The sequence below is a fragment of the Sulfuricurvum sp. RIFCSPLOWO2_12_FULL_43_24 genome (assembly GCF_001829605.1).
In the GTDB taxonomy this organism is placed as follows: domain Bacteria; phylum Campylobacterota; class Campylobacteria; order Campylobacterales; family Sulfurimonadaceae; genus Sulfuricurvum.
The window spans coordinates 23186-48121 of the sequence record NZ_MIBT01000103.1 but is presented as its reverse complement, the minus strand read 5'-3'; the positions used below and the strand labels follow the sequence as shown (position 1 = coordinate 48121).

The window sequence follows — 24936 nt, the reverse complement described above, 5'->3', positions numbered from 1 at the left end:
AAATTATATCAAAGCTAAGATTAATTATCCGTAAATATAATGTTAATTATAAGAAAATAGACAGAAATAGAGTGGGAACGAAAAAAGCAAAAAAGAGGATGGACTACTTTTTATCCCTTATATTTTTGACAATTTCTCCATCCAATATTCTTCTTCTTTTTTGTTGTCCTCTTTTTTATATATTTTAATTAGTTCTTTTATTGATTCTTTGTGAGCAATATTTGCACATTTTATAAATAACTGTTTTGCAATACTAATGTCTTTTTGAATCCCTTCTCCATTATTGTACATAGCAGCCAAATCATATGTTGCATTTACATTACCTTGACTAGATGATTTTTCGAACCACTTTTTTGCATTTGTATAATCCCTATAAACACCATCACCTCTTAGAAACATTAATCCAAAAGTCCATTCAGCAATAGCATTACCTTGTAAAGCTGATTTTTCAATCCAATATCTTGCTTCAGGGAACTGTTTAGCTTCAAGATACTTATAACCTATCATTAGCTGTTCATTAGAATCTTGTATATCATTACGGATCATAGATCTAAATTTAAAATTTGTATCCTTTAAAGACAAAAGTAAATTTTTTGCTTTTTCATAGTTTCGATAATCATTGCGTGATTCTAAAAATTGTTGAGACAATACAATGATTTTATTCTCTTTTGCAAAAAATAAAACACCTCTAGTCGCATTGATTCTATGTTCATTAACTAAAACAGATGAACCTTTTGGAAAATCGTAAAAAACAAAATAAACATCATCGGATATTTTTTCTTTTTTTATTATTTGTACATTGTTCATAAATTTTTTAAATGTAATTAATACTTCCTCATCTAACTCTTCTAATCTTTGTGTTTGCGTTTTATTTAAATAGTTATCCCAAAAATCTATTCTAAACAGTTGTCCAACATCATCAAGAAACGTTACGTATCCCTGTGATTTATCATTTGGATTCATAAAGTCATTAATTCTATAGCCTGGCTCAACAAGTGATGGAACAGTAAATTCAAAATCTTTATCCGGTGGAGTGTATATACCACCTTTATATGTTCCTTGGATATCTATATGATTTCTGTATGAACCAATTAAACTTTCAAGAATGTCTGCATTCAAATGCCCAAAATTAAAAAATATAAATATAATTAAAAAACAAATTTTATATTTCACGCTTTACACCTCATCTAACAATCAAAATTAATATTGTTTATTATAAAATAAAAAAACATAAAAAGGTATAAAAAAATAATTAACGTTCTATTATCCTCAATGTCCACGTTATTCATGTTTCCGCTTGAGAAAATAGGCATGCATAGAGGGATTATGTGGTCAGGTATTCAATCTTCACTTTTTTATTACCCCTCTCTCACCCCACGTTTAAAATATTAGATAATTTCAATCTAACACAACACAGGATTACAATAACAGATAAAAAACATTGAGAGAGATATACTTATTTCATTCCATTAAATTTTTCAACATTAATACATAATAATATTTTTTTTTGTTCTGATATAATAACATTTCTAGATATAAAACGGCATATAAAAGGCTCAACAGTGTCCACAAAATTTCTCCTTCTGTCGACGTTGACAACATTTCTTCTAGCCCAAAACAATCCAACCCTCTATTCTTTGTTAGGCAATAAACTCTACGATGCAAATTCTAAATTCGAAACCTTCGTTCATTATGAGATTCTAAAAGACAAAATATTCGCATACAGCGTTCAAAGCAAATCCTTACGCGAACAAGGCTTGTCTTTGGAATCAAAAGGGAATATTTCTGCCAATGAATACAATGAATACCTTTCATCACTGCGATTGCTTGAAAATAAGTATATCGGCATCGTCCATTTGTTACACCAGATGATGTTAAGCAGCATCAGAGAGAATGACTACGATACTTTTTTCAAAATCAACACCAGTGCCCCATCCGATTTTTTGCAATCGTATGTTCTAGAAAGTCAGGCTATAGCGTTTTATCAGAAAAATAAGCACAGGGGGAGGATTGCTTCTTTAGAGCGATTAATCTGTGACAAACAACTCGCCCAGCAAGCCGAATCGCTGCAGACACACGATGGAAAAGGAGTTTACGTGACAAAAAAACCGATCAAAAAATACGGTACCCAAATAGATCAGGAACATACCCTTGTAGGCGGTAGAGGAGGGTTGGAAATCACAGCCAATCAGACGGTAGCCCAGTCTTTCTCGATTGCCCAAAGCGGTAGGCTCATAGCATTCGATCTGATAGACATAAAACACCATCGGTGCACTCCCACGAAAAGCCTGCATGTCTCTTTAGTCACGATGGAAAACGGAAGATTGGGGCCGCATAGCTATTACACCCGGGAGTTGCATCCGAATGAAATTTCTCCCACAACGCGGTTGTATTTCGGACACTATGGGCCGATGGTCAAACCGGGAGAGCAATACGCCATCTATCTCAAGAGCGATGCGGAACCAGGGGGCTGCACGTATGCCTGGAGCGGCGACTATGAAACCTACCATGGCGGCAAAACGTTCATTAATGAAACGGAAAACATCCGGGATATGAAATTCAGATCGTATGTACTAATCAATTGATTTTCGACGGTGCGGCAATGTATTACATTTGAATGGAGTTTAATGAGCGAGTATCCGTCACAAGAGCAAAAATTTATTCATAACTATATGGTGATCAGAGAAATGGAAGAGGCCGGAAGGCAAAAACGTGTTCTTGCCGAAGAGATGCGTCATAGCAAAGAAGTCTGGATCGACATTTATCCAAAATCCGGCGACAGTGCCACAGATCTGGCAGAGATTCAACGGCTCGGGCAGATCGCAGGAGAGATCAAAAAAATCAATGTAGGTCAGGTCGCGCCGATTTATGATTTCATTCACGAAAATGAAGTTTATTATGTTGTGACGGAACCGCCCAAGGGCCGCCCCTTCTCCCGATGGTCGAGATCCGATGAAAATACGCTAAAGGCAATTGCTACAGAAACAGTCCGTCTGTTCCAATGGCTTCAAAACCATAATTTCGGAATCAACCATCTGTCGCCTCACGAGGTCTATTTCACAGCGCAAACGCAAAGTGTACAGCTCCTTTTCAATGACGGATTGTGTATCCGAGCGTCCCGGGAAAGCCGAGAAAAAGAGATCAGAATAATCGGGGAGCTGTTCTATTTTTTGATCACCGGTGAGATGTGGATTGAGGGTAGCGATGTTGAGAAAAAGGTGGAAGAACTCGGTCCAAAAGGCTGGGGTGATTTGATCTCCAAAATGATATCCGACGAGGAAGGCAAACAAATTAAAAGACTAGAAGTGTTATTCCCTTTGATGAGAGCAAATGGAATGGAGGCCAAAAATATGGAGGCCAAGAACATGGAGGACCCTACGATGAAAATGCTCGCGCAGGAAGAGACTACTACCTACAAACAAACCGTTCGTCTCTTTTTTATCTTGCTAGGGACAGTGTTCTTTTACTTCGGATTTGTACAAACGAAGGGCGATAGATTGCAGGATATATCGACATTAGATGTGACACGTTTTCAAGTGATGGGTTATTTCGGGGCAGAAAACGCTCAACAGGCTTTAGGGGAAATCTACGAAAAAGGGTATGGAGTCGGGATCGATCTGCAGCAGTCGATGTATTGGTACAAAAAAGCGGCCCAAAGCGGAAATATTTTTGCCCAAATGAGTTTGGGACGTTTTTATGATCGGGGGATCGGCGTAGACTCAGATCAAAAACAAGCCTTATACTGGTTTACGTTGGCAGCTGCGAACGGTGATAAAACGGCACAGCGAAACATTGAGATCATACACGAGAACGAGCGCATCCTTTCTGCTCCATCAGATACTGAAGAGAGTGTGGAAACAAAGCCCGAAGTTGCCAGTCAGCCCCCCGTACCATCGGAAAATACTCCGAAAAAAGAAATGTCCATCGCACAGACGGAAAGATTCCAGCCAATCTTGGCAGCACCTTATGCCAATAAACCTGTCATAACGCAAGCACCCTACCGCGAGCCCAAAAAATCATCGCAAACGAATATTATGTGGCAGGATAATGAAGATGTTATTCGTGTGAAGCGCTCTTGGAACGGGGCAATGCATTACTGTGAAACACTTTATTTAAACGGCTATAGCGATTGGACTTTGCCCGATAAAGAACTATTATTCGATCTTTTCTTTGAACAAGCGGATTTACAATATGTCGCAAACGATTTGTACTGGACCTCATCAGAAGCTTCACATAATTCCGCATGGCGAATCTATTTTGACTATTCCGGTGGTAAAAATCGTCAAGGAAATATGTCAAGCAACTCTAAAAGTGACGAATGGTATATTCGGTGTTATCGAAAAATACAATAATATAAGTTTATCTAAATAGTAAATTCAGATCATACTATGTGATGCATTGTCGACTATGTTTACAATGCAAATCTGCTTTTTATCATTAGAAATTAGTAAAATATTTAATAACTTCAAAAAGTAAAAACTCCCCCTCTTCCGAGTGGGAATGAAAGAAGCATGTGTCCAGACACACATGCCCTTTTCTTTGCTCCAACGTAATACTTTTCCATCACGTATACAATTATCCATTATTATTTCTTATCGAAAAAGATGTAGAATCAAGTATAAGTTTTGAGCTAACCGGAAAAGATTAACTTTAGTGCTTGAAGGAGAGCCAAATGGAACATGAAACAGCCCGAAGATATACTCGTATCGCCAAACTCTATGATCTGCTCCAGTGGCCTTTGGAACTATTGCATCTCTCCCATCTTCGGAGTGAGGTGATTGCAAAAGCGGAGGGGGAAATTCTTGAAGTGGGGGTCGGTACGGGGAAAAACTTCTCCTATTATCCCTACACTTCCGATTTGATCGGGATCGATTTCAGCAGTGGAATGCTCAACATAGCCAGACGAAAAGCGGCTCAAATAGGTCTAACTCATATAACTTTGATCGAAATGGACATCGAAGCGATGAGCTTTCCTGATAATACCTTCGATACGATCATCAGTACCTTTGTGTTCTGCACCGTTCCCCATCCCGACAAAGGGCTGCACGAACTCTACCGCGTCCTTAAACCCGGAGGCAAGGCGATCTTTCTCGAACACATGAAAAGCGATTCAAAAGGGCTTAATGCCATCCTTTGGGGGATGGAGAGATTTTCCAAACCGCTGCTGGGGACATCGATGCTCAGAGAAACCCAAAAAGGGATCGAAAATTCCGGTTTAAGGATTCTCTCATCCCAAAACAAAGTCTTTGATATACTCCGTCTGATTGTCGCAACTAAACCGTAGCCTGCGCGACCCCTTCCTCTGCCACCTGCACCATTCGATGGAATAGTAATACAGCTTTTTTTTTCAACTAATGCTTTCTTAATTGAAAATTAAAAGAAACACTTCCCGTCAAATCTTATTGACATCCTTTCTTTTGCCTCTGTACTATTAGGGATATCAGGATTGAACGTAAAGGGGCAGTTATGGCACACGAAGGTTTTCACGAAGATCCCACTAAACTCTCAGAATTTACAAAAGATTATCACCGCATTATCCAAAGTACCATGGAAGAGCTCGAAGCAATAGATTGGTACAACCAGCGCGCAGAAGCCTCAAACGACCCCTCAGCAAAAGCGATCATGGAACACAACAGGGATGAAGAGATCGAACACGCGTGCATGGGACTCGAATGGCTTAGACGCAATTCTCCTGTTTGGAATGAAATGATGCAAAAATTTATGTTCACAGAGGGCGATATCATCGTTCAGGAGTCCGGCAACACGGATCAAACCGTTCAGGGCAGTCCCGAAATCGTTGCAGCGCCAACGGGGACACTGAAAATCGGTAACAATAGCTAAGGAGTTGACAATGAAATTTTTAAATCGCGAAACCTCTCCGATTGCGGCGGCTGTCTGGACTCAGATTGATAGTGTATTCACCCCCTTGCTCAGCCAGCGGCTGAAACTGCGCAGTCTCGTCGGGTTTACCCCTGTCCCTTTTGAAACCGATGCCGTCGCGACGGGCAACCTGAAAACACTCACATCCTCGGAAGAACTGACGCTATCGGTAAGAAAACCCATTCCGATGGTGGAAATACGGTACGATTTCGATCTGCCCAAATCGATTGTCGAAGCGTTCAAGCGGGACAAACCCGATTTTGACGACTCGGTCTTCAAAAAAGTTTCCAACCGTTTCAGCGCGGTTGAGAATTCGCTGATTCTTGATGGGGTGAAAGAGGCGGATATCGAAGGGATTTTGAACAAAATCCCGCGCAAATCCATCCATGCCAAACATACCAAGGGGCTGATCGATGCGGTCGCCTCGATGATCGCCGCTTTCGGAGCCGAATTTGTCGAAGGGCCCTACAAACTCGTCCTCTCCACCGCTACACTGATCAAAATGGTCGGAGAAAGCGAAGGGGGAGTCAGTGTCAAAAGCCGTCTGGAGACCCTGATAGGACCAAACTTTTTCGTAGTATGCGAAAACATCGGAGACGACAAAATTCTGGCACTTTCACAAAGAGGGGGAGATTTTATCCTCTATAACGGTCTGGATGTCAGCATCGGATTTGCCGAAGAAAAAGAGGAGAGCTATACCCTCTTTATAAGTGAGAGCTGCACGTTCCGTATCATCAACCCCGAAGCGGCACTCCTGATCACCCTCTAGATACCGTCATGAAGATAGCCATAAGCGGAGCGGGAGGTTTTATCGGCACCCATTTGGTCTCTATGTTCAAAGAAAAAGGGTGGGAGGTATCGCCCTTGCACACAACCGACTTTGATCTTGATGAGACGGCCTTTGGCAAAAAGCTCTTGGGCGCGGATGTCGTTATCCATCTCGCCGGTGCTTCCATCAGCAAACGGTGGAGCGAAGAGTACAAAAAAGTGCTCTACGCAAGCCGTGTCGATACGGCTAAAAAGATTGTCACCGCGATGGCGAAGATGGAACAAAAGCCGCAACTCTTTATCTGCACCTCGGCTGTGGGGATCTACGCGGCGAGCGGCAAGTACGACGAAGAGCACGCCCTCTACGCGGAGGATTTTCTAGGGCGGCTGGCCAAAGAGTGGGAAAGTGCCGCGCTCAAGAGCAAAGAGCTCGGTATCCGAACGATCATCTTCCGCTACGGGATTGTCCTCGGTCACGGCGGGGGGATACTCAAAGAGATGCTGCTCCCTTTCAAACTCGGACTGGGAGGGACGATCGGCGACGGAAAACAGAATTTTAGCTGGGTACATATCAATGACCTGATGCGAGCCTATCTCTTTGCCATAGAACACCCCGAGATGAAAGGGATCTATAACCTGATGGCTCCGAACCCGACCACCAACTACGGTCTGACCAAAGCGCTCGGCTCAGCTCTCCACCGCCCTACCCTCTTTGCAATCCCGAAATTCCTGTTACAGCTGCGCTTCGGTTCCGAAGCCGCCGAAGCAATTTCGAGCGGACAGTACGTCACGTCCAAACGGCTTCCCGAAGCGGGATTCGAGTTTGAATTCAAAACCATCGAAGCGGCACTCAACAACCTCTACGGCTAAATATCAGGAGGAGATCATGTGGAGTAAAGTCTGGTATACGATAGCATGGCTGATTGCGGGCATCGATCTCTTTCTCATTTCACTCTTTCCCGCCCATGCGGACGAACTCTCCGAAAAACTCAATACCCTCAAACTGCCGAGCGGGTTTCAGATCGGCCTATACGCCCGCGACGTCGAGGGAGCACGTTCCCTCGCTCTTGGCGAGCGGGGCACCCTCTTCATCGGTACACGTTCGGAGGGGAAGGTATACGCCTTTCAGGACATCGACGGCGACTTTCGCGCCGACCGGCGCTACGTCATCGCCAGCGGGCTTAACAGCCCAAACGGTGTCGCTTTCCGAAACGGCGCACTGTACGTCGCCGAAATCAACCGTATCATCCGCTTTGATGCCATCGAAAGCCGCCTCGCCAATCCGCCCAATCCGGTGGTCGTCAACGACTCCTTTCCCACAAACCCTCACCACGGCTGGAAATTTATCCGTTTCGGCCCCGACGGATACCTCTACGTCCCGATAGGCGCACCCTGCAACGTCTGTGATTCAAACGATCCGCGCTATGGCTCCATTATGCGGATGCGACCCGATGGAACGGGACTCGAAATTTTTGCACGGGGTGTCCGAAACAGCGTGGGCTTCGACTGGCACCCCCAAAGCGGCACCCTCTTCTTCACCGACAACGGTCGTGACTGGATGGGAAATAATGCGCCGAGCGATGAACTGAACTCGGCACCGAAAAAAGGGATGCACTTCGGCTTTCCCTACTGCCACGCCAAAAACCTCTCCGATTCCAAATTCGGCAAGGGGAAAAAGTGTGCAGATTTTATCCCACCGCTCAGGGAACTCGACCCTCACGTTGCCGCACTGGGGATCCGTTTTTACACGGGCAGCCAATTTCCGCAGGAATACCGGAATCAGATATTCATCGCCGAACACGGTTCATGGAACCGTATCCCCCCGCTGGGTTACCGCATCACTCTTGTCCGTTTTACCAAAGGGCTTCCCCCATCCTACACCATCTTTGCACAGGGGTGGCTCGAAGGGATCACTTCGTGGGGAAGACCTGTCGATCTGCTGATCCTGCCCGATGGTTCTCTGCTCGTATCGGATGACAAGGCGAATGCCATCTACCGTATCTCGTACCGCAACGATAGGTTATAATGTTACACGACAGCCCAAGGTAAAAGAGAGACATGAACAAATTAATTATTTTTATCTATGGGATACTTGCCTACAGCGTTGCACTGATTGCACAGGTATGGTTCATTTTCTATATCGGCGAGTGGGAATTTATGGAGAGAACCATTAGCACGCAATATCCGGTGCCATTCATTACCGCTTTTAGTATTAACCTCGTTTTAGTCTTGATATTTGCTCTGCAACATTCGGTTATGGCCCGTTCATTCTTCAAAAAACATCTCACCCAAATTATTCCACAAGCGGCAGAACGAAGTACCTATGTCCTTTTTTCAGGATTGGCCTTGGGCTTGATATGTTTGTACTGGCAGCCGTTAGAGGGATTTTTATGGCAAGTGGATAATGGAATAGGAAAAACCTTATTAACAGCCGGATATCTGTTCGGCTGGATCTTTTCGCTCTTTTCTACTTTTATCATCAACCATTTTGAACTTTTCGGGTTACAGCAAATTTATTTAAATCTACTCAATAAACCTACCCCGCCCGCTGATTTTAAAGAAAAATTGTTTTACAAATTTGTACGCCATCCGATCCAGCTGGGAGTGCTGATCGGACTATGGCTGACACCGGCTATGTCCTATTCGCATTTGATGCTCTCACTCACACTTACCCTTTATATTTTTATCGGTCTTACGTATGAAGAGAGGGATTTAGTTGCAACGATGGGGAAGACCTATAAGGAGTATCAAAAACGGGTGCGGATGATGCTCCCGTTTCCGAAATAAGATAAGGAAAAAAAACCTAATTATAAAGTTTCAACGTCTTACCGACACTCACATGCCCTTCTCTTTGCTCTATCGTAATACCCTCGCGCCACGGTTGCGGGTTTACCTCAGGAGACATCAACCCCCTCTTCTTATGTTCACGGATCACGTAGCGATCGCTTAGGACAAAGTAATCATTGTACTCTGCGATGTAGGGCATATCCCAAATAATACAATCCTCCGTAGGACAGACATCGGCACACTTCGGAACTGCAGCATCTACACACTCGATACATTTATCAGGTTTCACATAGGTGTATTCACCCTTACTGAGCGGCGACTCATCGGCACTGACAATCGCAGTCGCTGGACACTCTTCTATACAGGCGTCACAATTTATACAAGAGTCGGTAATAATAACAGCCATCAATTGCTCCTTATGTTTATACAATCATATTGTGCTAACTATGCAATATATGTTCAATCAACAAAATATAGATTTTTGCTGTTTAAGAATACTGAATATGATTTTTTTATTATTAAATTTTGCTATAATCAATACCCTTGAAAAATCCGACGGAAGGATAAACAGTAATGAACCCTATATTTAACCGTCATGGGCGAACAATCGGATGGCTTTATAATGGTGTCATCTATGACCGTAAAAATTGCTACAGGGCGTTCATACGTGACGGTAATATCTTCACCTACGACGCCCAACATCTTGGTATCATTTATAAAGGGATCTTTCGTGACAAAAGAGGACAGTGCATAGCATACATGGATGAAGCCTCTGGCGATCCGATGCTTCCCATCCCGGAGATCACACCTGCTCCGCCGATACTCATCATCCCATCGGCTACACCGATCCCTCCTATACCGCCTCAAGTTTCCCCTGCTTCCTATCAATGGAATCCATTGAAGTGGGAAACATTTTTAGACGGATAAAAGACGAGATTTCGCCACTCGAAATCTCTATAGCGGTTTATGCATCTCTAACATAAACGGCTATTCAAAAAAGCTCAAACGATGCTTCTATGTGGCCTGATGACAACGTAAAATCTCAATATTTTCTCCATCCCATACCGTACATAACCGATATTCGTCTGCAAGTCTTTTGATATGCATCGCTTCTTCTATCCCCTCGGGTATAAGTGCGGTGGCGGCTAGAAAGATTCTATGCCCGTCAAGTTCCAAGAGTTCATGATATTTCAATTCCATTCTCGACAACTCGTTATAGAGATTTCTAACCACAGCATCCTCCATATCTTTTAATTTTACCATTGTATAATATTTTAGATAGTTTTTTTACATTTTATTGCAATATTATATTTATAAATAGAAATAAACTGCATTTTATACCCACTGCTTCAAATCAACCATGCATTTTATTCTGGAAAAAATCAAAAGAGGAGAATTTCATAATAAAGGGGGTAAAGAATATCGTTTAATTGCCGATTTAGCTTATCCAATAATTTAAGTGAGCCGTATCAATGAAAACAACCAAACTTTTTTCTCGATTTATGACACTTTTTCTTCTTCTGCTTTTTGGATTCGCACTAGGTGCCAAATCAGCAGGATTGGAAAATTCTCAATTTGCCGTACTTATGAGTGTGATAGCAGTAATCTCCTTCGTACATTTTAAAATGATCCGTAAGAAGTTTGCTTGATATCAAAGGGGTAACCCCTTTTCTTATTGCGTGAGCGCGTAATCGAATTCGCAATATATATTATTGTCAGGATCTCGATGGATAATATGGTTGGCTTCTAACAAGCGTTCGCAAACACCCTCAATCGTTTCCCCTTTTTTTAAAATGATGAGACTCCCTTTCAAATCATACTCTTTATAGAGATTCACCAGTTTATCCAAAGCACGTCGAGCACCCACATGATCCACAAAGGTAAACAACACGGAGATGTAATGTTCATTCACTTTTTTGATAATATCGCTTTGTCGCACGCTGTCCATCAAATGCACTTTGTCGATATCATAATCATCACAGGCAACCAAAGCAAGATTTGCTTCAACGTTGTAACGCTCAAGCGTGTAGAGAGCCATTTTGATGTCCTGTTCAAACGCGAGTTTTAAATCAAATATGTTCAACTCTTTCATGCGATCCCTTGTATCTCAGCTATAAATATTTTAATTCACTTGGTCTGATATTTTATCTAAAATCCCTAACGAGATACCACATCTTCATATTTTTAGCAAAAATCACTACAATACGCTAACTGATAATACGATACCAAGGATACACCATCAAACCACCTGTCAATAGAAAGCCTGCACCAAAACGAGATTTTAAAAATCCTCCCAAAAACTTTGCACGCAAAGCACCGCCCAAAAAAGAGAACATCGAAACGACCCAAAAAAACGAGATCAAAACGATGTTTATGAACTGGTTCAAAAGCAGTCGTGCCGTTGCAGGTCATGTCATGACCAAACAAGATGTCATCAGCGCGATTTTAAAAAAACTCGATTCAAAACAAGACCGCCCTTTTCAAATTGCGATGGATGAACTAAAAAATGACGGTGTTATCGAGATCAAAGAAGACGGCGTGACCGTCGTACTGACCCAAAAAGGTGCCGAAAAGCTCTAAGGAATCATGATGCTTAAAAAACTGATCCTCTCCCTATTGACATCTTTTGCTCTCATCACCTCAGCCCATGCAGCCGAAGCAAGCGCGTGGGAACTGTTTGCTTGGATGGAAGACGCCCTTATCGGTGATTGGAAACTATCACCCGCCGAAGGACAAATCGGAACGGAATCCTACAAACATAAGGCGGTATTGCCCATCACAGGGACCGACGCAACAGGAATGTCATTCAAACTCATCGGCGGTGAAGTGACGATCCAAGAAGAGTTGCTTCCGGGTACTGCCAAACAAATGGTGAGTATGTACCATTGCAAAGATATCGCATGTACCAACCTCAAAGCAACCCATTACTGTTCCAAACAAAACCAACCCGAATTTCTCGCTAATCTGCGTGAAAGTACCCCGAATCGAATCGTATTCGACTGTGATATGTCTACCGAACTGTGTCAATCGGATGAGGATCACATTCACCAAATCGTCCATGAACTCTCTAATGAGGGAAAACATCTCAAAAGCTCCTATTTCGCGTGGAAAGAGAAAAAGCTCAGTTTTACCCACTCGATCTACCATTTCGATCGCAAATAGCTGTTGTAGAGGACCATTATTGCTATCCGATGAATTCTGCAAAACTTTTTCCATAAACAAACCACGATTTTGACGACATAATTATTTAACAAAAAACATAGTTAATACATCTCTAAAGCAATACGTCCTACAATACTTTATACAATCAATTTCAAAGTATAAAATCACTATTTTATCTTATAGACAGTAGGGACTATTTTTTGACATCATATAAAGGCTTTATAAAGACATTTAGCACAATTTCATTACAACGCAAATTGCTGTTGTTCATTGTTATTGCCCTCTCCATGATCTTTACTCTCAGCGGTATGTTTATTTATACACTGGTAAATGACTCCTTTATACAATCCGAGAAAAAGCACATTAAAATAATATCTGAATCACTTTCATCAAAAGTGAGCATATGGTATTTTATCAACAAAGACAATCAGCATCTCAATATGGATGAGTTTCTCAAAAGTATGCTGATCGACTATCATTTAGAGAATATAACCTTTAAAGACCAAAATGGAATCCTAATTTCCGAAGTCAAGTCATCCGAATACACGCTGGATGATCCGTATAATTTAACCTATGAAAAAGCCGTTTATACCCCGGGAGAAGGCAATGAGAAAAACAAGCTAGGAACGCTTCAAATAGCGTATGCGCACCATACGCTCAAAGAACTTTCTATGAAATATTACATGGTTGGAACCATTCTCATTGTATTGCTCACGTTGTATTTTTACCTAGAAATGCGTCTATTAAAAGAGCTTCTTACCCCTTTACGGAAAATTGCTTCCGAGATCAAAGGCTATATACCCGGGGATAAACTCGTTTTTGAGTCTATTAACAGGCATAGGGATGATGTTATATCAGAGATTGTCAACGGATTTCTCCATATGCAGCACAACATTGATGAAACGATGGAAAAAAAAGAGATCGAAAAAGAGAACAATAGAATTAAAGATGCTCTTTTGATGAAGCAGTCACGGTTTATTGAAATGGGGACGATGATCAACAATATAGCCCACCAGTGGAAACAGCCCCTCAACATTATCGAGCTGTGCATCACCGATTTAACGGTAAAAAGTATGATGGGAAGTGTCGATCAAGAGTATCAGCACAAGCTGTTTAGCAACATGCATAATCAAGTAGAGTTCATGTCAAAAACCATTGATATCTTTAAAAACTTTTTGAATGATGATCAAAGTGACAAAAAGATGGAGGTATTTACCCTCAAAAAAGCCATCACAGACAGTATGCATCTGCTTGGGAGCAGATTAGAAAACAACAAGGTATCCATAACATTTAATCTCGATGAAAAAGCATGTGCTTACGGTTCGATCAGTGAAATGGAACAGGTAATCTTAATCATTATTAACAATGCCATAGATGCTCTTAGTACTAAAATAACGCTCGAGTGCACACAGAGTAAAAAGGGCAATCTTCTTAAGATATACGATAACGGTGGAGGATTTTCACCGGATATCATTGACAAAGTATTTGATGCCTATTTTACAACCAAACACCAATCTCAGGGGACAGGGTTAGGCCTTTTTATTGCAAAAATGATTGTCGAAATAAAGCTTAACGGCACCATCGAAGCTCACAATTTTAAAGATGGGGCACTCTTCATAATTAAACTCCCTTTTCCACCGACCTATTCTCCACCACTCACTTAGGCTATAATGCGATAATTAATAGAAGGTAGCTTCACCATGTCCAAACACCCGACCCTCCTCCAACAATTTCGCTCTTTTTGTTTCCAGAATAACGCAACCGATATTGAAAAAGCGATCGAATATTTCACCGTGTTCGGCGGGATGGGATGGAGTGTCGATATGACAAAACCTCTCGAAGAGCTGATCGAGGAAAAAGTACTCGCCAACTACCGATACATCCATGCCGATTTGACCAAAATTACCCAAAGCAACAAAGCGCACCATGCACTTCTCTCGGCATTGGCACTCGGTGATCGACGAGAATATTCAGCCTATCGCCGTGCTAACCTAACCCGCAAAGAGGGAGAAGAGTCCGCAGCCTTTTTGATCAAATTCGGCTTACTGACTCGGCAAGGCTCACAAGAAGAACCTGCCGATGAGAGTGAAGAGGTCTCCGATCGCCTTATTTTTACCGCTCCGTTTTTGCGCTTTTGGTTCTCTTCCGTATCACCGTATTACAAAGGGATTAAAGAGGGAGATTTCACCGAGGTCAAAGAACGGTGGGAAAATACCAAACAGACTTTTTTTGATCCCATCTACGAAGGGCTAATCATCGCTCTGGTCAAACAAAGCTATAAAGAGGACTGGGTCGCTAAAATCGGCTCCTACTGGGATAAAAACACCGAAATCGAGATTCTCGGACAGAGTAAATCGGGTAAGGTAATAGCAGGATCGTGCAAATATGCCAAATCCAAAGCCAACAAATCGGAGCTAACCAAACTTCAGGAAAAATGTACGAAGGCTGCACTGAAACCCGATTGGTTCGTCATTTTTTCCAAAAGCGGATTTTCGAGTGAATTTAAAAAAGAGAAAAGTGATACCCTAAAGCTCCTTTCCCTCAAAAATCTCAAAACACTGATGGACGAACTGAGCGAAAAAGATCTTCTCGTCAATACCAATAAAAGATACTGAATACTGTATACCTTTTAATCACTCAAATCGGCAATGGCTCCATCTATTCGGCTATACTATTGTTACTCACTACCATTGAATCGGCTCCCGTATTGGGAACTTTTTACATCCTTAGAGGGTAAAAAGGATACCGATGCCACTCTATCATCTCGAACTCCTGGGGCGTGATGCCTATATCGCCTCTACTGCCCTCATCCAAGATACAGAAAGTATACGTTTCGCTAATCAGTCACTCGCGTGGTGGGACCGCCATTTCAGTTGGAATACACAAGGATGTGTCGTCCTCTGTGATGAGCGCAATGAGCATTTATGCTATCTTTTTTCCAAAATCGATCGTTACAGCCAATATCTCACACTCTATAATCTCTTTACCCCTCTCATTTCCCAACGCAAGGGGTACGCAACTCAAATACTCCGGCTGATACTTGATCAGGCTCTCGAGAAACATGTTCGCCGAATCACGTTCACATCCATCTCAACCTCTCTGGATTTTTATACCCTTCTGGGGTTCATTTACTGGGGAATCAATGATATCGGTGATTACTACTGTAATCTCCCGCTGCCAAAGAATGGCTTGGAGGGGGTGATAGGAATGATCCAAGAGAATGATCTCAAAACGCTGATTGGCTCAAATATGGACAAAATATATGCCAAAATAGAGGGAAATGAGCATCATCTTTCCCCTGCACGACTCCTTATCTACGAAGCGGATATTCTAAAACTCGGAAAAAATTACGTTCGCGAAAAGTTAGGCGTTCTAAAAACCGATGCAATAGTGTAAAATTTCAAAAACAAAAAAAGGATCATCATGGCATGGGCAACCGCACGACATATTTTAGTAAGTACGGCAGACGAGTGTAACGCACTCAAAGCAGAAATTGAAAACGGAGCCTCTTTTGCTGAAGTGGCGGCAGATCATTCTCAATGCCCATCCGGACGCAAAGGTGGTGATTTGGGACGTTTTACACCCGGTCAAATGGTAAAAGAGTTTGATACGGCAGTATTTACCGGTGATGTCGGTGTTTTATACGGTCCGATAAAAACACAATTCGGCTACCATCTTTTAGAAGTAACCAGCAGAGGATAATCTCATTTCCCCTCCCTTCGGCACACCTCTATCTGCCGAAGAAAATCCATTCCTTCACCGTAAAGTTCTCCTGATGATTGAAATCAAATAAAAATTAATCCAGTTTTTAAATATTGTTATTAGTAAACAAAAACTATCATAATGCAATATCGTTTATTTTAAACGACCCCAATACAGACTTGAATAAAGGAGTATATTATGGAAAAAGCATTTATGACGTGGAAAGATGGAGCCCCTTCATTTGACATCATTGGCCATGGACTCTTTATCGGTATTTTAGCCGGCATTAGCGAAGCGGCTATCGTCCGCTTTATTTTGGATATTTTTGGAGTATTTGATAAAACTCCTATTTTCGGCTAATTTGCCTACTATATTAATCCTATCTTAGATCCACAAACTATTAAAAAATATTATAATTTAATAACCTATCCTTGCTTATTATTTAGTTATATTGATTTAAGGAGTTCATCATGTTACGCTTGATTTTTTCTACGCTCTTAGCCGCTTTATTGGCAACGGCGCTTAATGGTGTCGAATACGACGGTGAAAAAAGTATTATTTTTGAGACGAAATACGACATCTGTATCATCCCCCCGCAAGTAGACGATGCCATCGCCAAAGGGATCAACGTTATCGATGTGAAAAAAGCGAAAGCGCTGTATGACCAAAAAGCCTATTTTTTTGATGCCCGTGAAAAACGCCATTATGTAAAAGAGCATATAAAGGGTGCGTACCCCGTCTATTTCGACGTATCGAAAGCCGAATATATCGTCATTCAACTTCCCGAGGATAAAGTGCAGCCGCTTGTCTTTTACTGCTACGGCGAAACATGCGCCAACTCGTATGAAGCCGCTTTGGCAGTACGAAAACTGGGATACAAAAATGTTTATTGGTTCCTGAACGGATTTGGAGAATGGAAAGAGAACAAGTATCCCGTTATCGAAAAATAGGAGAAATATAATGGTGTATTAATGCAATAGACTCTACAATGGTTGACCAAAGCCGTAAAAGAGTCAAAAATGCAGAAATACATCCATTATGATCCCTCTCCTGAAGATATCCACTTATATCACATGCAAGTCAGTTCTGACAACAATCACCACTATTATAAAATACATCTCTCCGAACTGACCGAAGGGCAGCGTAAACATATCTCCCAAAAGTTTGGAGTGATGCTCAATATTTTAGAAAGCGAACCTTATCTCGTACTGGTACGTATTACCGATATTTAACGATTCCCAATTTGGGTTTCCCCCTCTGAGCCGCTATAATGCGATATGCAAAACTCCTCAAAACTTTCGTATGATGTAATCGTAGTCGGTGCCGGAGCAGCCGGAATTATGGCCGCTATCACGGCGGCACGAACGGGTAAGAAAGTACTTCTCTGTGAAAAACTCTCTAAAATCGCCGCCAAGCTCAAAGCGACCGGCGGCGGCCGATGCAATCTGACCAATACCCTCTCCAATGAAGATTTTATGGCGCGTTTCGGACGAAACGGACGATTCATGACCCCTGCCCTCAATGCTCTGGATCATCGTGCACTCATCGCCTTTTTTTCCGAAATCGGGGTAGAGAGCCATGCACCGGACGGGTATCGGGTATTTCCAATCTCCCACAGTTCGGTAAGCATCATTACAGCCCTCGAAGAGGAGATGGAACATTTGGGGGTAAAACTGATCACATCCTGCCGTATCGAAGCATTAGAGCATGATTGCGAGCATGTGCGCGGAGTCAGGACCTCCGATCAAACCTACATGGCCCCCAATGTCATCATTGCAACCGGAGGCATGGGATATCCTCAATTGGGAGCTGAAGGGGATGGATTTACCATCGCTTCCGAAGCAGGACACAAAATCACCGAGCTTTATCCTGCCATGATGCCTCTGCGCACACGTGAGACATGGGTGGCCGAGTGCCGCGCCGACACGATCCCCAAAGTAGAAATTCGCATCGACCTCCCCAAAGCCAAAAATATCCGCGCTTTTGGGGATTTGATCTTTACCCAAAACGGCATCCGAGGCCCTGTCGTCCTCGACGTTGCCCGCGAAATCACCCCATTGATCGAAAAGTACGGTTCCGTCCCTCTGATGATCAACATGACCAAAGGGCTAAATGAAGAGCAGCTGCGAGCCCATATCAAAAAAGCAATCGATAAAAATCCGGAACAACCCATATTAACCCATATGATGACTCTCCTCCCCGAATCTCTCTGCCGCGCCCTCTGCACACTCGCTAGTGCTGATCCTGAGAAAGGGTTTAATAAACTCGAAGGAATTCAGCGTGATAGCCTCATCAAACTCCTCGCGTGGACGCCGCTCACCGTCATAGGACACGATGGATTCAAAATGGCAATGATCACCCGTGGCGGTATCTCACTCAAAGAGATCTCCCCCGAAACAATGGAGAGCAAAATCATAAGCGGTCTCTATTTTTGCGGTGAAGTGATGGATTTAGACGGTCCCTGCGGAGGGTACAATTTGCAGTGGTCGTTTGCCAGCGGGTATTTAGCGGGACATTTAAAAAAGTAGTAACAAAAACAAAAATTTCATAAAAAAACCAAAATAATTGTATCATGTTCATTCGAATACCAATTTTTAAAGGCTTTTGATGAGTATCCCAAAAAGTTATCCCTTTGTTTTCACCGGTTCCGGGGGTGAATATTTCCGTATTTGGATCGTCAACCTCGCATTGACGATCATCACTATCGGGATCTATTCCGCATGGGCAAAAGTACGAACCAATCGATGGTTTTACGGGCATACGTTGCTGGACAATACCCCGTTTTCATATCTGGCGACGCCGATGCAAATCCTCAAAGGGCGACTGATTGCCGCCGCTCTTTTGATCGCCTACACCATCACCAGCTCTGTTGCACCGATGATTGCAGGTTTGATTATGCTGGGTATTATGATCGCTTCACCCTGGATTATCGTTATGGCATTGCGTTTTGCATCCCGTCAAAGTGCTTATCGCGGATTGAAGTTTAACTTTATCGGGACCGTCGGCGAAGCGGCTATCGTCTATTTACTCCTCCCTGTTCTTTCCTTTGTGAGTCTTGGTCTGGCCCTCCCCTACACAGCGTATCGTCAAGTAAAATTCTTGGCCTCAAACTATGTCTACGGAGAAACACCGGCAACGTACGATGGGTCATTAAAGCCGTTTTGGGGTGTCTATCTGATCGCTCTTGGGTTGCTCTTTATTCCAATGGGGATTTTCGCCTACGGTATCTTCAGTGCCTATCAACTCTCAACGATGGGAATGCCGAAAGAGCTTATCATCACGGCAATCAGTTCGCTGATTCTCGTCGGACTCATCTCTTTTTACCTTATTATTCCTATCCTTATCGCTTTTATCCAAGCCCGAAAAGCCAACCTTTTTTACAACCATCTCGTCTTGGGAACGGTCCGTTTTAACTCAACACAACGCGCACGCGATCTGATCTGGATTTACATCTCCAATCTGATCCTTATTGCTGTTACCTTCGGGCTTTTTATCCCGTTTGCCGCTGTCCGCCTCGCCCGTTACCGATCAGAGCATTTGAACCTTCTCTCGGATGATTTAGGCGCTTTTGCTACCCAAGCACGTGAGAACATCAGTGCCCTCGGCGGAGAGATCTCCGATCTGTTCGATATGGATATCGGTATCGCATGATAGAGTTCGCAGGGGAATATTATGACGGGAAAACCTCCCGTCTTTATCCGGCAATTATCACGGTCTATGAGACGATTCTCACCCTAAAATGTGCCGATTTTAGCCTTGATATACCCCTGTCGAATGTTACTATCGATCCAACGGTCGGAAGCGCACGCACGGTTATTCATCTTTCGGATAATGCAGAGATCCACAGCAGCGATAGGGATGCGATTCGACGTTTGGAAATAACATTAAAATCTGCTACACCCGAAAATCTTGCCCGTCATCTCGAAAACAGACTCCTCTATGCGGCAGCTGCACTGATAGTGACGGTGGCAATTATTGCCTCATTATTACGCTGGGGACTCCCCGCACTCGCCCAATACGCCGCGACCGTATTTCCAACTGATACAGAAGCGAAAATAGGGGCTGAAACATTAGAGACACTCGATGAACTCTATCTTAATCCAACGACATTAACCGTCCATCGACAAAAAGAACTGTTAGAGCATCTCAAACTCATGTGTACGACACAAGAGTGTCCGCCGTTCGAGCTTTTATTTCGGAACAGCACAACCATCGGAGCAAATGCTTTTGCGCTTCCGGGAAATAAACTCATCATTACCGATCAGCTTATTGACAAAGCCAAACACGATGAAGAGATCATGGCCGTCTTAGCACATGAACTCGGACACATCAAACAAAAGCATATTGTACGAATGATGCTTCAATCCATCGGTTCGGGAGTTATTTTGGTCATGGTGACCGGTGATATCAGTAATTATTCCGATCTTGCCGCAGGGATTCCGGCGATATTGCTCCAACAGGGGTATTCACGTGATATGGAGGATGAAGCTGACATATTCGCCCTTGAAACACTCCTCAGAGCGCATATACCTCCGCACCGCTTTAGCGATATTCTCATCCGAATCGATCCGGACACCAACACGTCATCAACACTCTTTTCAAGTCATCCCGATACCAAAGAGCGGGTTAAAGCCTTTTCCCGTTAGGCTATAATAACGCGATTTTATTTGACTTTGAAATGACCGTATGAAAAAACTGCTGATTATTCTCCTCACCCTCGGACCTATTGTTCTTTTTACCGGGTGTATTTCTCACTACTGCATTCGAGGCGATTCCCCCCAGCTGGATTCAAACCTCACACACTTTTTACACCAATGGCGCGATAATACAACGGCTCCGATCCGTGATGGAAAATACACCCATATTTATCTGAACGGAGATGGTTCACAGGGAAAAAAATTGGCTCTCACGTTTGATGATTCTCCGGATGAGAACAATACCGACAAGGTTTTGGATATTCTCAAATTCTACCGTATCAAAGCGAGCTTTTTTATGATCGGCGCACCGATGGTCGATCAGAATATTACCGTCACAAAACGGGCGTTTGATGAGGGGCATTTGGTACTGAACCACAGTTTCACCCATCCCCATTTTAGTAAGATCGATAAAGAAAGAATCGTAGATGAACTCAATGCAACATCCCATCGGATCGAAAACATTACCGGAAAACATCCCCTCCTCTTTCGTCCGCCGTACGGTTCGATCAACCAAGAGGTAATGGATACGATCAATGATCAAGGATATACAACGATTCTTTGGTCCCTTGATTCACTCGACTGGGCACTCCAAGATAAAGATGCTATTACCGAAAATGTGATTACCCATGTGCAAAACGGAGATATTATCCTGATGCACAGCAGTCGTGCCAATCATGCGAGCGTCGAAGCACTCCCGGGTATCATCGAACAGCTCCAAAGCAAAGGCTATACGTTCCTACGTCTCGATGATATGCTGGGGATTAAAGCGTACCGATAAACATTGACACCGAATCACGTGGCGAACTTGGGCACTAAAGCGCTATAATAATTTTTATGAAAACGACAACACTCCTTTTTCTCCTCCCTCTTTTCATCTTTGGCGGATGCCAAAAAGCAGACACGCAAACATATAACGGATATGCCGAAGGGGAGTATATCAATATCGCCTCAACCCAAAGCGGCAAACTCGATAAACTTTTCGTTAAACGGGGAGATCAAGTATCTCTTCATTCCAATCTTTTTGCTTTGGAATGCGATAGCGAGCTATTGGCACTGCAGCAAGCTGCTGCTGATCTCTCTGCGGCGGAAGCAACCCTCAAAGATTATCAAAAAGGCTCTCGTCCCGAAGAGATCGAAGTACTCAAGGCTCAACTCTCTCAAGCACTCGCCAATGCGGACAATGCCGCTATACAACTCAACCGAAATAAAGCACTCTATCCCGCCAATGCCGTCTCAAAAACTCAACTCGATGATTCCGAAGCTCTGGCAAAAACGACTGCCGCTAAGGTCAAAGAACTCAAAAATACGGTGGACGTGGCGAAACTTTCCAAACGTCTCGATCAAATCACCGCACAAAAAGCCCGTATAGAGCAGCTTACATCAGCAGTCGCACTGGCGCAATGGAAAGTGGATGAAAAAGGGGTGAAATCACGCTATAACGCGCTGGTTTTCGACACACTCTACCGCGAAGGGGAATTCGTCCCTCTGGGAGGAATCATCATTAGACTCCTCCCCCCTGAAAACATCAAAATCCGCTTTTTTGTCCCCCAAAAAGTTTCGGAATCCCTCCGAATCGGCCATGGAATATCGATTATTTCCCGCAATGACGGGAAAAAGATCAGCGCCAAAGTCACCTATATCTCTCCCGAAGCGGAATTTACACCTCCGATTATCTACAGCAACGAGACCAAAGATAAACTCACCTACATGATCGAAGCGTATCCTGATCGGATCGATGCACCGTTCCTCCATCCGGGTCAGCCTGTGGAAGTCTCACTTGAACGCCATTGACACTGCAATCGACGTTCGAGGTCTGAACAAATATTTTGGCGACAAGCACGTCGTTAAAGATTTATCGCTTACGGTCAATCGCGGAGAAATCCTCGGATTTTTAGGGCCCAACGGAAGTGGAAAAACAACCGCTATTCGGATGCTGTGCGGGTTACTGACCCCTGATAGCGGTGAAGGTCACTGTCTGGGCTATGACATCACGACCCAAAGCGATGCAATCAAACGGGAAGTAGGATATATGACCCAAAAATTCTCCTACTGGGAAGATTTAAGTATCCGCGAAAACCTCGATTTTGTTGCACGGGTGTACGAACTTACCAACCGTAAACACATCGTTGACGAAGCACTCGAAACGCTCGGACTTACCTCCCGTTCCTCCCAGCTGGCACGTTCTCTCTCAGGAGGATGGAAACAACGTCTCGCACTTGCAGCCTGCATGCTACGCCATCCTAAACTCTTGCTGCTTGACGAACCCACGGCCGGGGTAGATCCCAGTGCACGACGCGATTTTTGGGAAGAGCTGCATCAACTCGCCGCTCAAGGGGTTTCAGTACTCATCAGTACCCACTACATGGATGAGGCAGAGCGATGCCATAAACTCGCTTATATCGCGTACGGAAATCTCCTCGCACAGGGAAGTGCCCAAAGCATTATTGAACGCCAAAGACTTTTTACCTATGAAATTATGGGTGATCGGTTGATGGATATTTCAAAATCGCTTGAAAAGCACTCTGCCATCGAGCAAACCGTTATTTTCGGATCAACCCTGCATGTCAGCGGAAAAAATCCTCAAGCGATCGAAGAAGTACTGAGCGCAGAGTACTATAAATCCATACCAACCTCTTTGGAAGATGTCTTTATTTATCTCATGAAACAGACGCATGATAATTACGGAGAGACTCGTGATACCCTTTAATGCTTTCAGTTTCAAACGTTGGTGGGCAATCGTGCTTAAAGAGTTTTTACAGCTCAAACGCGATCGTGTGACGTTTGCCATGATGGTGGTTTTACCCATCATCCAGCTTGCACTGTTCGGATTCGCGATCAACACCGATCCCAAACATCTCCCAACCGCCGTCGTCTCTTATGATAAGAGCGAATTTACCCGTACATTACTCTCATCGATGCAGACATCTGAATATTTTGCCATTGATACCCAGATTACAACTCCCCAAGATGCCCAAGAAGCCCTGCAAAAAGGGGAAATCCAGTTTATCCTCACCATCCCTCCGGGTTTCACCCAAAAGCTTCTAAGAGGCGAAAAACCCTCTATTCTCCTCGAAGCCGATGCGACTGACCCTATCACAATTTCCATTGCCCTGTTGTCAATCGAAGGGATCGCCGAGCAAGTGGTTAAAAAAGATTTAACAGGATCTTTATCAGGACTTTGGTCTCAAAAAAAACCGTTTGATATACGGGTCCATCGCCTCTATAATCCCAACGGTATCAATCAGTACAATATCATTCCGGGACTCATGGGAACCGTTATGACCATGACCCTCACCATGATGACGGCGCTCGCTATCACTCGCGAACGTGAACGCGGTACGATGGAAAATCTCCTTGCCACCCCCGCACGACCGCTGGAGATTATGACAGGAAAGATTATCCCGTATGTTTTTATCGGGCTTATCCAAGCCTCCTTGATCTTATTCGCTTCCCATTTTGTATTCGACGTCCCCTTTAACGGTTCGATTATTTTAGCCTATAGTGTTGCTCTGCTCTTCATTGCCGTCAATCTCACGATCGGTATCACCATCTCCTCATTGGCGCAAAATATGCTGCAGGCGTTACAGCTGACAATCTTCTATTTTCTCCCCAGTATTCTCCTCTCAGGCTTCATGTTTCCCTTCTCCGGAATGCCGACATGGGCACAGCATATCGGCGAGATACTTCCACTCACTTACTTCAACCGTCTGATTAGAGGTATCGTCCTCAAAAACAACGATTTTGCGATGCTTTGGCCTAATATTTGGCCGTTGATCATCATTGCTTTGGTGATGATGACGCTTGCCGTCAAGTTTTACAAAAAGACCCTCGATTAAGCCATCTGAATTACGCTATAATTACACAATCATTTGCGTTTTCGGTCTACGCTTGAGACTCTTCACCGACCGCTTATCCCCACCTCATGTATGAGGCTTATGTA

The 24936-nt window shown here is 43.4% G+C and carries 31 protein-coding genes; 25 read left to right on the top strand and 6 right to left on the bottom strand.

Annotation, left to right across the window (positions count from 1 at the left end; all coding sequences use genetic code 11):
• Positions 1 to 117 precede the first annotated feature (117 nt).
• Positions 118 to 1173: a tetratricopeptide repeat protein gene (locus A3G19_RS09905; RefSeq protein WP_015653350.1), complete on the bottom strand. Its 1056-nt coding sequence runs from the start codon at positions 1171 to 1173 to the stop codon at positions 118 to 120.
• A 389-nt stretch (positions 1174 to 1562) separates the two neighbouring features.
• On the opposite strand from A3G19_RS09905, the gene A3G19_RS09900 reads away from it, so the two are divergent.
• From A3G19_RS09900 to A3G19_RS09875, 6 genes are all read left to right on the top strand, one after another.
• Entirely contained in the window at positions 1563 to 2585 is a 1023-nt protein-coding gene (locus tag A3G19_RS09900) for a hypothetical protein (protein WP_294872463.1), read from the top strand.
• Positions 2586 to 2627: 42 nt separating this feature from the next.
• The gene (locus A3G19_RS09895) at positions 2628 to 4352 is read left to right on the top strand and encodes a tetratricopeptide repeat protein (RefSeq protein ID WP_015653348.1); all 1725 of its coding nucleotides are present in this window, start codon (positions 2628 to 2630) and stop codon (positions 4350 to 4352) included.
• A 320-nt stretch (positions 4353 to 4672) separates the two neighbouring features.
• Positions 4673 to 5284, top strand: a complete 612-nt coding sequence (locus A3G19_RS09890; protein WP_294872460.1) for a class I SAM-dependent methyltransferase — start codon at positions 4673 to 4675, stop codon at positions 5282 to 5284.
• A gap of 182 nt (positions 5285 to 5466) precedes the next feature.
• On the top strand, positions 5467 to 5841 hold the full coding sequence (locus tag A3G19_RS09885) for a ferritin-like domain-containing protein (RefSeq protein ID WP_294872457.1): 375 nt from the start codon (positions 5467 to 5469) through the stop codon (positions 5839 to 5841).
• Positions 5842 to 5851: 10 nt separating this feature from the next.
• Positions 5852 to 6649 carry a family 1 encapsulin nanocompartment shell protein gene (locus tag A3G19_RS09880; protein WP_294872454.1) on the top strand — a complete coding sequence of 266 codons (798 nt, stop codon included), beginning with the start codon at positions 5852 to 5854 and terminating at the stop codon, positions 6647 to 6649.
• A gap of 8 nt (positions 6650 to 6657) precedes the next feature.
• Positions 6658 to 7518 (top strand): TIGR01777 family oxidoreductase, encoded by an 861-nt coding sequence (locus A3G19_RS09875; RefSeq protein ID WP_294872451.1) that lies wholly within the window; start codon positions 6658 to 6660, stop codon positions 7516 to 7518.
• A 291-nt stretch (positions 7519 to 7809) separates the two neighbouring features.
• Here A3G19_RS09875 and A3G19_RS09870 read toward each other — a convergent pair whose 3' ends face one another.
• Positions 7810 to 7953 (bottom strand): hypothetical protein, encoded by a 144-nt coding sequence (locus A3G19_RS09870; protein WP_294872469.1) that lies wholly within the window; start codon positions 7951 to 7953, stop codon positions 7810 to 7812.
• On the opposite strand from A3G19_RS09870, the gene A3G19_RS09865 reads away from it, so the two are divergent.
• A complete protein-coding gene (locus A3G19_RS09865) occupies positions 7943 to 8674 on the top strand; it encodes a PQQ-dependent sugar dehydrogenase (protein WP_294872466.1) in 732 nt (243 codons plus the stop codon). The two genes, A3G19_RS09870 and A3G19_RS09865, sit on opposite strands and share 11 nt — an antisense overlap.
• A gap of 32 nt (positions 8675 to 8706) precedes the next feature.
• Positions 8707 to 9435 carry an NnrU family protein gene (locus A3G19_RS09860; RefSeq protein ID WP_294872449.1) on the top strand — a complete coding sequence of 243 codons (729 nt, stop codon included), beginning with the start codon at positions 8707 to 8709 and terminating at the stop codon, positions 9433 to 9435.
• Positions 9436 to 9451: 16 nt separating this feature from the next.
• Here A3G19_RS09860 and A3G19_RS09855 read toward each other — a convergent pair whose 3' ends face one another.
• Entirely contained in the window at positions 9452 to 9841 is a 390-nt protein-coding gene (locus tag A3G19_RS09855) for a 4Fe-4S dicluster domain-containing protein (RefSeq protein ID WP_294872446.1), read from the bottom strand.
• Positions 9842 to 10008: 167 nt separating this feature from the next.
• Here A3G19_RS09855 and A3G19_RS09850 point away from each other — a divergent pair, with 167 nt between their 5' ends.
• Entirely contained in the window at positions 10009 to 10362 is a 354-nt protein-coding gene (locus A3G19_RS09850) for a 4-fold beta flower protein (protein ID WP_294872443.1), read from the top strand.
• An 87-nt stretch (positions 10363 to 10449) separates the two neighbouring features.
• Here A3G19_RS09850 and A3G19_RS09845 read toward each other — a convergent pair whose 3' ends face one another.
• The 3 genes from A3G19_RS09845 to A3G19_RS09835 all read right to left on the bottom strand — a co-directional run bounded on the left by A3G19_RS09845 (position 10450) and on the right by A3G19_RS09835 (position 11798).
• The gene (locus A3G19_RS09845; protein ID WP_294872441.1) at positions 10450 to 10698 is read right to left on the bottom strand and encodes a hypothetical protein; all 249 of its coding nucleotides are present in this window, start codon (positions 10696 to 10698) and stop codon (positions 10450 to 10452) included.
• Between the two features lie 409 nt (positions 10699 to 11107).
• The gene (locus A3G19_RS09840; protein WP_294872439.1) at positions 11108 to 11527 is read right to left on the bottom strand and encodes a hypothetical protein; all 420 of its coding nucleotides are present in this window, start codon (positions 11525 to 11527) and stop codon (positions 11108 to 11110) included.
• Between the two features lie 115 nt (positions 11528 to 11642).
• A complete protein-coding gene (locus A3G19_RS09835) occupies positions 11643 to 11798 on the bottom strand; it encodes a hypothetical protein (RefSeq protein ID WP_291750941.1) in 156 nt (51 codons plus the stop codon).
• 10 nt (positions 11799 to 11808) lie between these two features.
• On the opposite strand from A3G19_RS09835, the gene A3G19_RS09830 reads away from it, so the two are divergent.
• The 16 genes from A3G19_RS09830 to A3G19_RS09755 all read left to right on the top strand — a co-directional run bounded on the left by A3G19_RS09830 (position 11809) and on the right by A3G19_RS09755 (position 24832).
• A complete protein-coding gene (locus A3G19_RS09830) occupies positions 11809 to 12015 on the top strand; it encodes a hypothetical protein (protein WP_291750940.1) in 207 nt (68 codons plus the stop codon).
• A 9-nt stretch (positions 12016 to 12024) separates the two neighbouring features.
• Positions 12025 to 12597 (top strand): hypothetical protein, encoded by a 573-nt coding sequence (locus tag A3G19_RS09825; protein WP_015653335.1) that lies wholly within the window; start codon positions 12025 to 12027, stop codon positions 12595 to 12597.
• 257 nt (positions 12598 to 12854) lie between these two features.
• Positions 12855 to 14261: a HAMP domain-containing sensor histidine kinase gene (locus tag A3G19_RS09820; protein ID WP_294872435.1), complete on the top strand. Its 1407-nt coding sequence runs from the start codon at positions 12855 to 12857 to the stop codon at positions 14259 to 14261.
• Positions 14262 to 14297: 36 nt separating this feature from the next.
• The gene (locus tag A3G19_RS09815; RefSeq protein ID WP_294872432.1) at positions 14298 to 15212 is read left to right on the top strand and encodes a DUF234 domain-containing protein; all 915 of its coding nucleotides are present in this window, start codon (positions 14298 to 14300) and stop codon (positions 15210 to 15212) included.
• 133 nt (positions 15213 to 15345) lie between these two features.
• Complete coding sequence (locus A3G19_RS09810) at positions 15346 to 15993, top strand: hypothetical protein (protein WP_294872429.1); 648 nt, start codon at positions 15346 to 15348, stop codon at positions 15991 to 15993.
• A 27-nt stretch (positions 15994 to 16020) separates the two neighbouring features.
• Positions 16021 to 16299, top strand: coding sequence for a peptidylprolyl isomerase (locus A3G19_RS09805; RefSeq protein WP_294872426.1), 279 nt, complete (start codon positions 16021 to 16023; stop codon positions 16297 to 16299).
• A gap of 198 nt (positions 16300 to 16497) precedes the next feature.
• On the top strand, positions 16498 to 16659 hold the full coding sequence (locus A3G19_RS09800) for a hypothetical protein (RefSeq protein WP_294872424.1): 162 nt from the start codon (positions 16498 to 16500) through the stop codon (positions 16657 to 16659).
• Between the two features lie 110 nt (positions 16660 to 16769).
• Positions 16770 to 17249 carry a rhodanese-like domain-containing protein gene (locus tag A3G19_RS09795; protein WP_294872421.1) on the top strand — a complete coding sequence of 160 codons (480 nt, stop codon included), beginning with the start codon at positions 16770 to 16772 and terminating at the stop codon, positions 17247 to 17249.
• A 42-nt stretch (positions 17250 to 17291) separates the two neighbouring features.
• The gene (locus A3G19_RS09790) at positions 17292 to 17531 is read left to right on the top strand and encodes a hypothetical protein (protein WP_294872418.1); all 240 of its coding nucleotides are present in this window, start codon (positions 17292 to 17294) and stop codon (positions 17529 to 17531) included.
• A gap of 45 nt (positions 17532 to 17576) precedes the next feature.
• The gene (locus A3G19_RS09785; protein WP_294872415.1) at positions 17577 to 18827 is read left to right on the top strand and encodes an NAD(P)/FAD-dependent oxidoreductase; all 1251 of its coding nucleotides are present in this window, start codon (positions 17577 to 17579) and stop codon (positions 18825 to 18827) included.
• Positions 18828 to 18906: 79 nt separating this feature from the next.
• Positions 18907 to 19950, top strand: a complete 1044-nt coding sequence (locus tag A3G19_RS09780; RefSeq protein WP_294872413.1) for a YjgN family protein — start codon at positions 18907 to 18909, stop codon at positions 19948 to 19950.
• Positions 19947 to 20945, top strand: coding sequence for a M48 family metallopeptidase (locus A3G19_RS09775; protein WP_294872410.1), 999 nt, complete (start codon positions 19947 to 19949; stop codon positions 20943 to 20945). The genes A3G19_RS09780 and A3G19_RS09775 overlap by 4 nt, the downstream gene beginning before the upstream one ends.
• 40 nt (positions 20946 to 20985) lie before the next feature.
• A complete protein-coding gene (locus A3G19_RS09770; RefSeq protein ID WP_294872408.1) occupies positions 20986 to 21774 on the top strand; it encodes a polysaccharide deacetylase family protein in 789 nt (262 codons plus the stop codon).
• 56 nt (positions 21775 to 21830) lie between these two features.
• A complete protein-coding gene (locus tag A3G19_RS09765; protein WP_294872405.1) occupies positions 21831 to 22787 on the top strand; it encodes an HlyD family efflux transporter periplasmic adaptor subunit in 957 nt (318 codons plus the stop codon).
• On the top strand, positions 22774 to 23703 hold the full coding sequence (locus A3G19_RS09760) for an ABC transporter ATP-binding protein (RefSeq protein WP_294872402.1): 930 nt from the start codon (positions 22774 to 22776) through the stop codon (positions 23701 to 23703). The genes A3G19_RS09765 and A3G19_RS09760 overlap by 14 nt, the downstream gene beginning before the upstream one ends.
• On the top strand, positions 23690 to 24832 hold the full coding sequence (locus A3G19_RS09755; RefSeq protein WP_294872400.1) for an ABC transporter permease: 1143 nt from the start codon (positions 23690 to 23692) through the stop codon (positions 24830 to 24832). Before A3G19_RS09760 ends, A3G19_RS09755 begins: the two co-directional genes overlap by 14 nt.
• Positions 24833 to 24936: the final 104 nt, after the last annotated feature.

What these genes read in the sequence shown, in the direction of transcription:
- A3G19_RS09785 (WP_294872415.1), top strand. Translation starts at nt 17,577, where the DNA reads ATGCAAAACTCCTCAAAACTTTCGTATGATGTAATCGTAGTCGGTGCC.
- A3G19_RS09780 (WP_294872413.1), top strand. Translation starts at nt 18,907, where the DNA reads ATGAGTATCCCAAAAAGTTATCCCTTTGTTTTCACCGGTTCCGGGGGT.
- A3G19_RS09815 (WP_294872432.1), top strand. Translation starts at nt 14,298, where the DNA reads ATGTCCAAACACCCGACCCTCCTCCAACAATTTCGCTCTTTTTGTTTC.
- A3G19_RS09875 (WP_294872451.1), top strand. Translation starts at nt 6,658, where the DNA reads ATGAAGATAGCCATAAGCGGAGCGGGAGGTTTTATCGGCACCCATTTG.
- A3G19_RS09890 (WP_294872460.1), top strand. Translation starts at nt 4,673, where the DNA reads ATGGAACATGAAACAGCCCGAAGATATACTCGTATCGCCAAACTCTAT.
- A3G19_RS09845 (WP_294872441.1), bottom strand. Translation starts at nt 10,698, where the DNA reads ATGGTAAAATTAAAAGATATGGAGGATGCTGTGGTTAGAAATCTCTAT.
- A3G19_RS09880 (WP_294872454.1), top strand. Translation starts at nt 5,852, where the DNA reads ATGAAATTTTTAAATCGCGAAACCTCTCCGATTGCGGCGGCTGTCTGG.
- A3G19_RS09775 (WP_294872410.1), top strand. Translation starts at nt 19,947, where the DNA reads ATGATAGAGTTCGCAGGGGAATATTATGACGGGAAAACCTCCCGTCTT.
- A3G19_RS09765 (WP_294872405.1), top strand. Translation starts at nt 21,831, where the DNA reads ATGAAAACGACAACACTCCTTTTTCTCCTCCCTCTTTTCATCTTTGGC.
- A3G19_RS09895 (WP_015653348.1), top strand. Translation starts at nt 2,628, where the DNA reads ATGAGCGAGTATCCGTCACAAGAGCAAAAATTTATTCATAACTATATG.
- A3G19_RS09840 (WP_294872439.1), bottom strand. Translation starts at nt 11,527, where the DNA reads ATGAAAGAGTTGAACATATTTGATTTAAAACTCGCGTTTGAACAGGAC.
- A3G19_RS09800 (WP_294872424.1), top strand. Translation starts at nt 16,498, where the DNA reads ATGGAAAAAGCATTTATGACGTGGAAAGATGGAGCCCCTTCATTTGAC.
- A3G19_RS09805 (WP_294872426.1), top strand. Translation starts at nt 16,021, where the DNA reads ATGGCATGGGCAACCGCACGACATATTTTAGTAAGTACGGCAGACGAG.
- A3G19_RS09810 (WP_294872429.1), top strand. Translation starts at nt 15,346, where the DNA reads ATGCCACTCTATCATCTCGAACTCCTGGGGCGTGATGCCTATATCGCC.
- A3G19_RS09830 (WP_291750940.1), top strand. Translation starts at nt 11,809, where the DNA reads ATGAACTGGTTCAAAAGCAGTCGTGCCGTTGCAGGTCATGTCATGACC.
- A3G19_RS09850 (WP_294872443.1), top strand. Translation starts at nt 10,009, where the DNA reads ATGAACCCTATATTTAACCGTCATGGGCGAACAATCGGATGGCTTTAT.
- A3G19_RS09795 (WP_294872421.1), top strand. Translation starts at nt 16,770, where the DNA reads ATGTTACGCTTGATTTTTTCTACGCTCTTAGCCGCTTTATTGGCAACG.
- A3G19_RS09855 (WP_294872446.1), bottom strand. Translation starts at nt 9,841, where the DNA reads ATGGCTGTTATTATTACCGACTCTTGTATAAATTGTGACGCCTGTATA.
- A3G19_RS09885 (WP_294872457.1), top strand. Translation starts at nt 5,467, where the DNA reads ATGGCACACGAAGGTTTTCACGAAGATCCCACTAAACTCTCAGAATTT.
- A3G19_RS09860 (WP_294872449.1), top strand. Translation starts at nt 8,707, where the DNA reads ATGAACAAATTAATTATTTTTATCTATGGGATACTTGCCTACAGCGTT.
- A3G19_RS09770 (WP_294872408.1), top strand. Translation starts at nt 20,986, where the DNA reads ATGAAAAAACTGCTGATTATTCTCCTCACCCTCGGACCTATTGTTCTT.
- A3G19_RS09825 (WP_015653335.1), top strand. Translation starts at nt 12,025, where the DNA reads ATGCTTAAAAAACTGATCCTCTCCCTATTGACATCTTTTGCTCTCATC.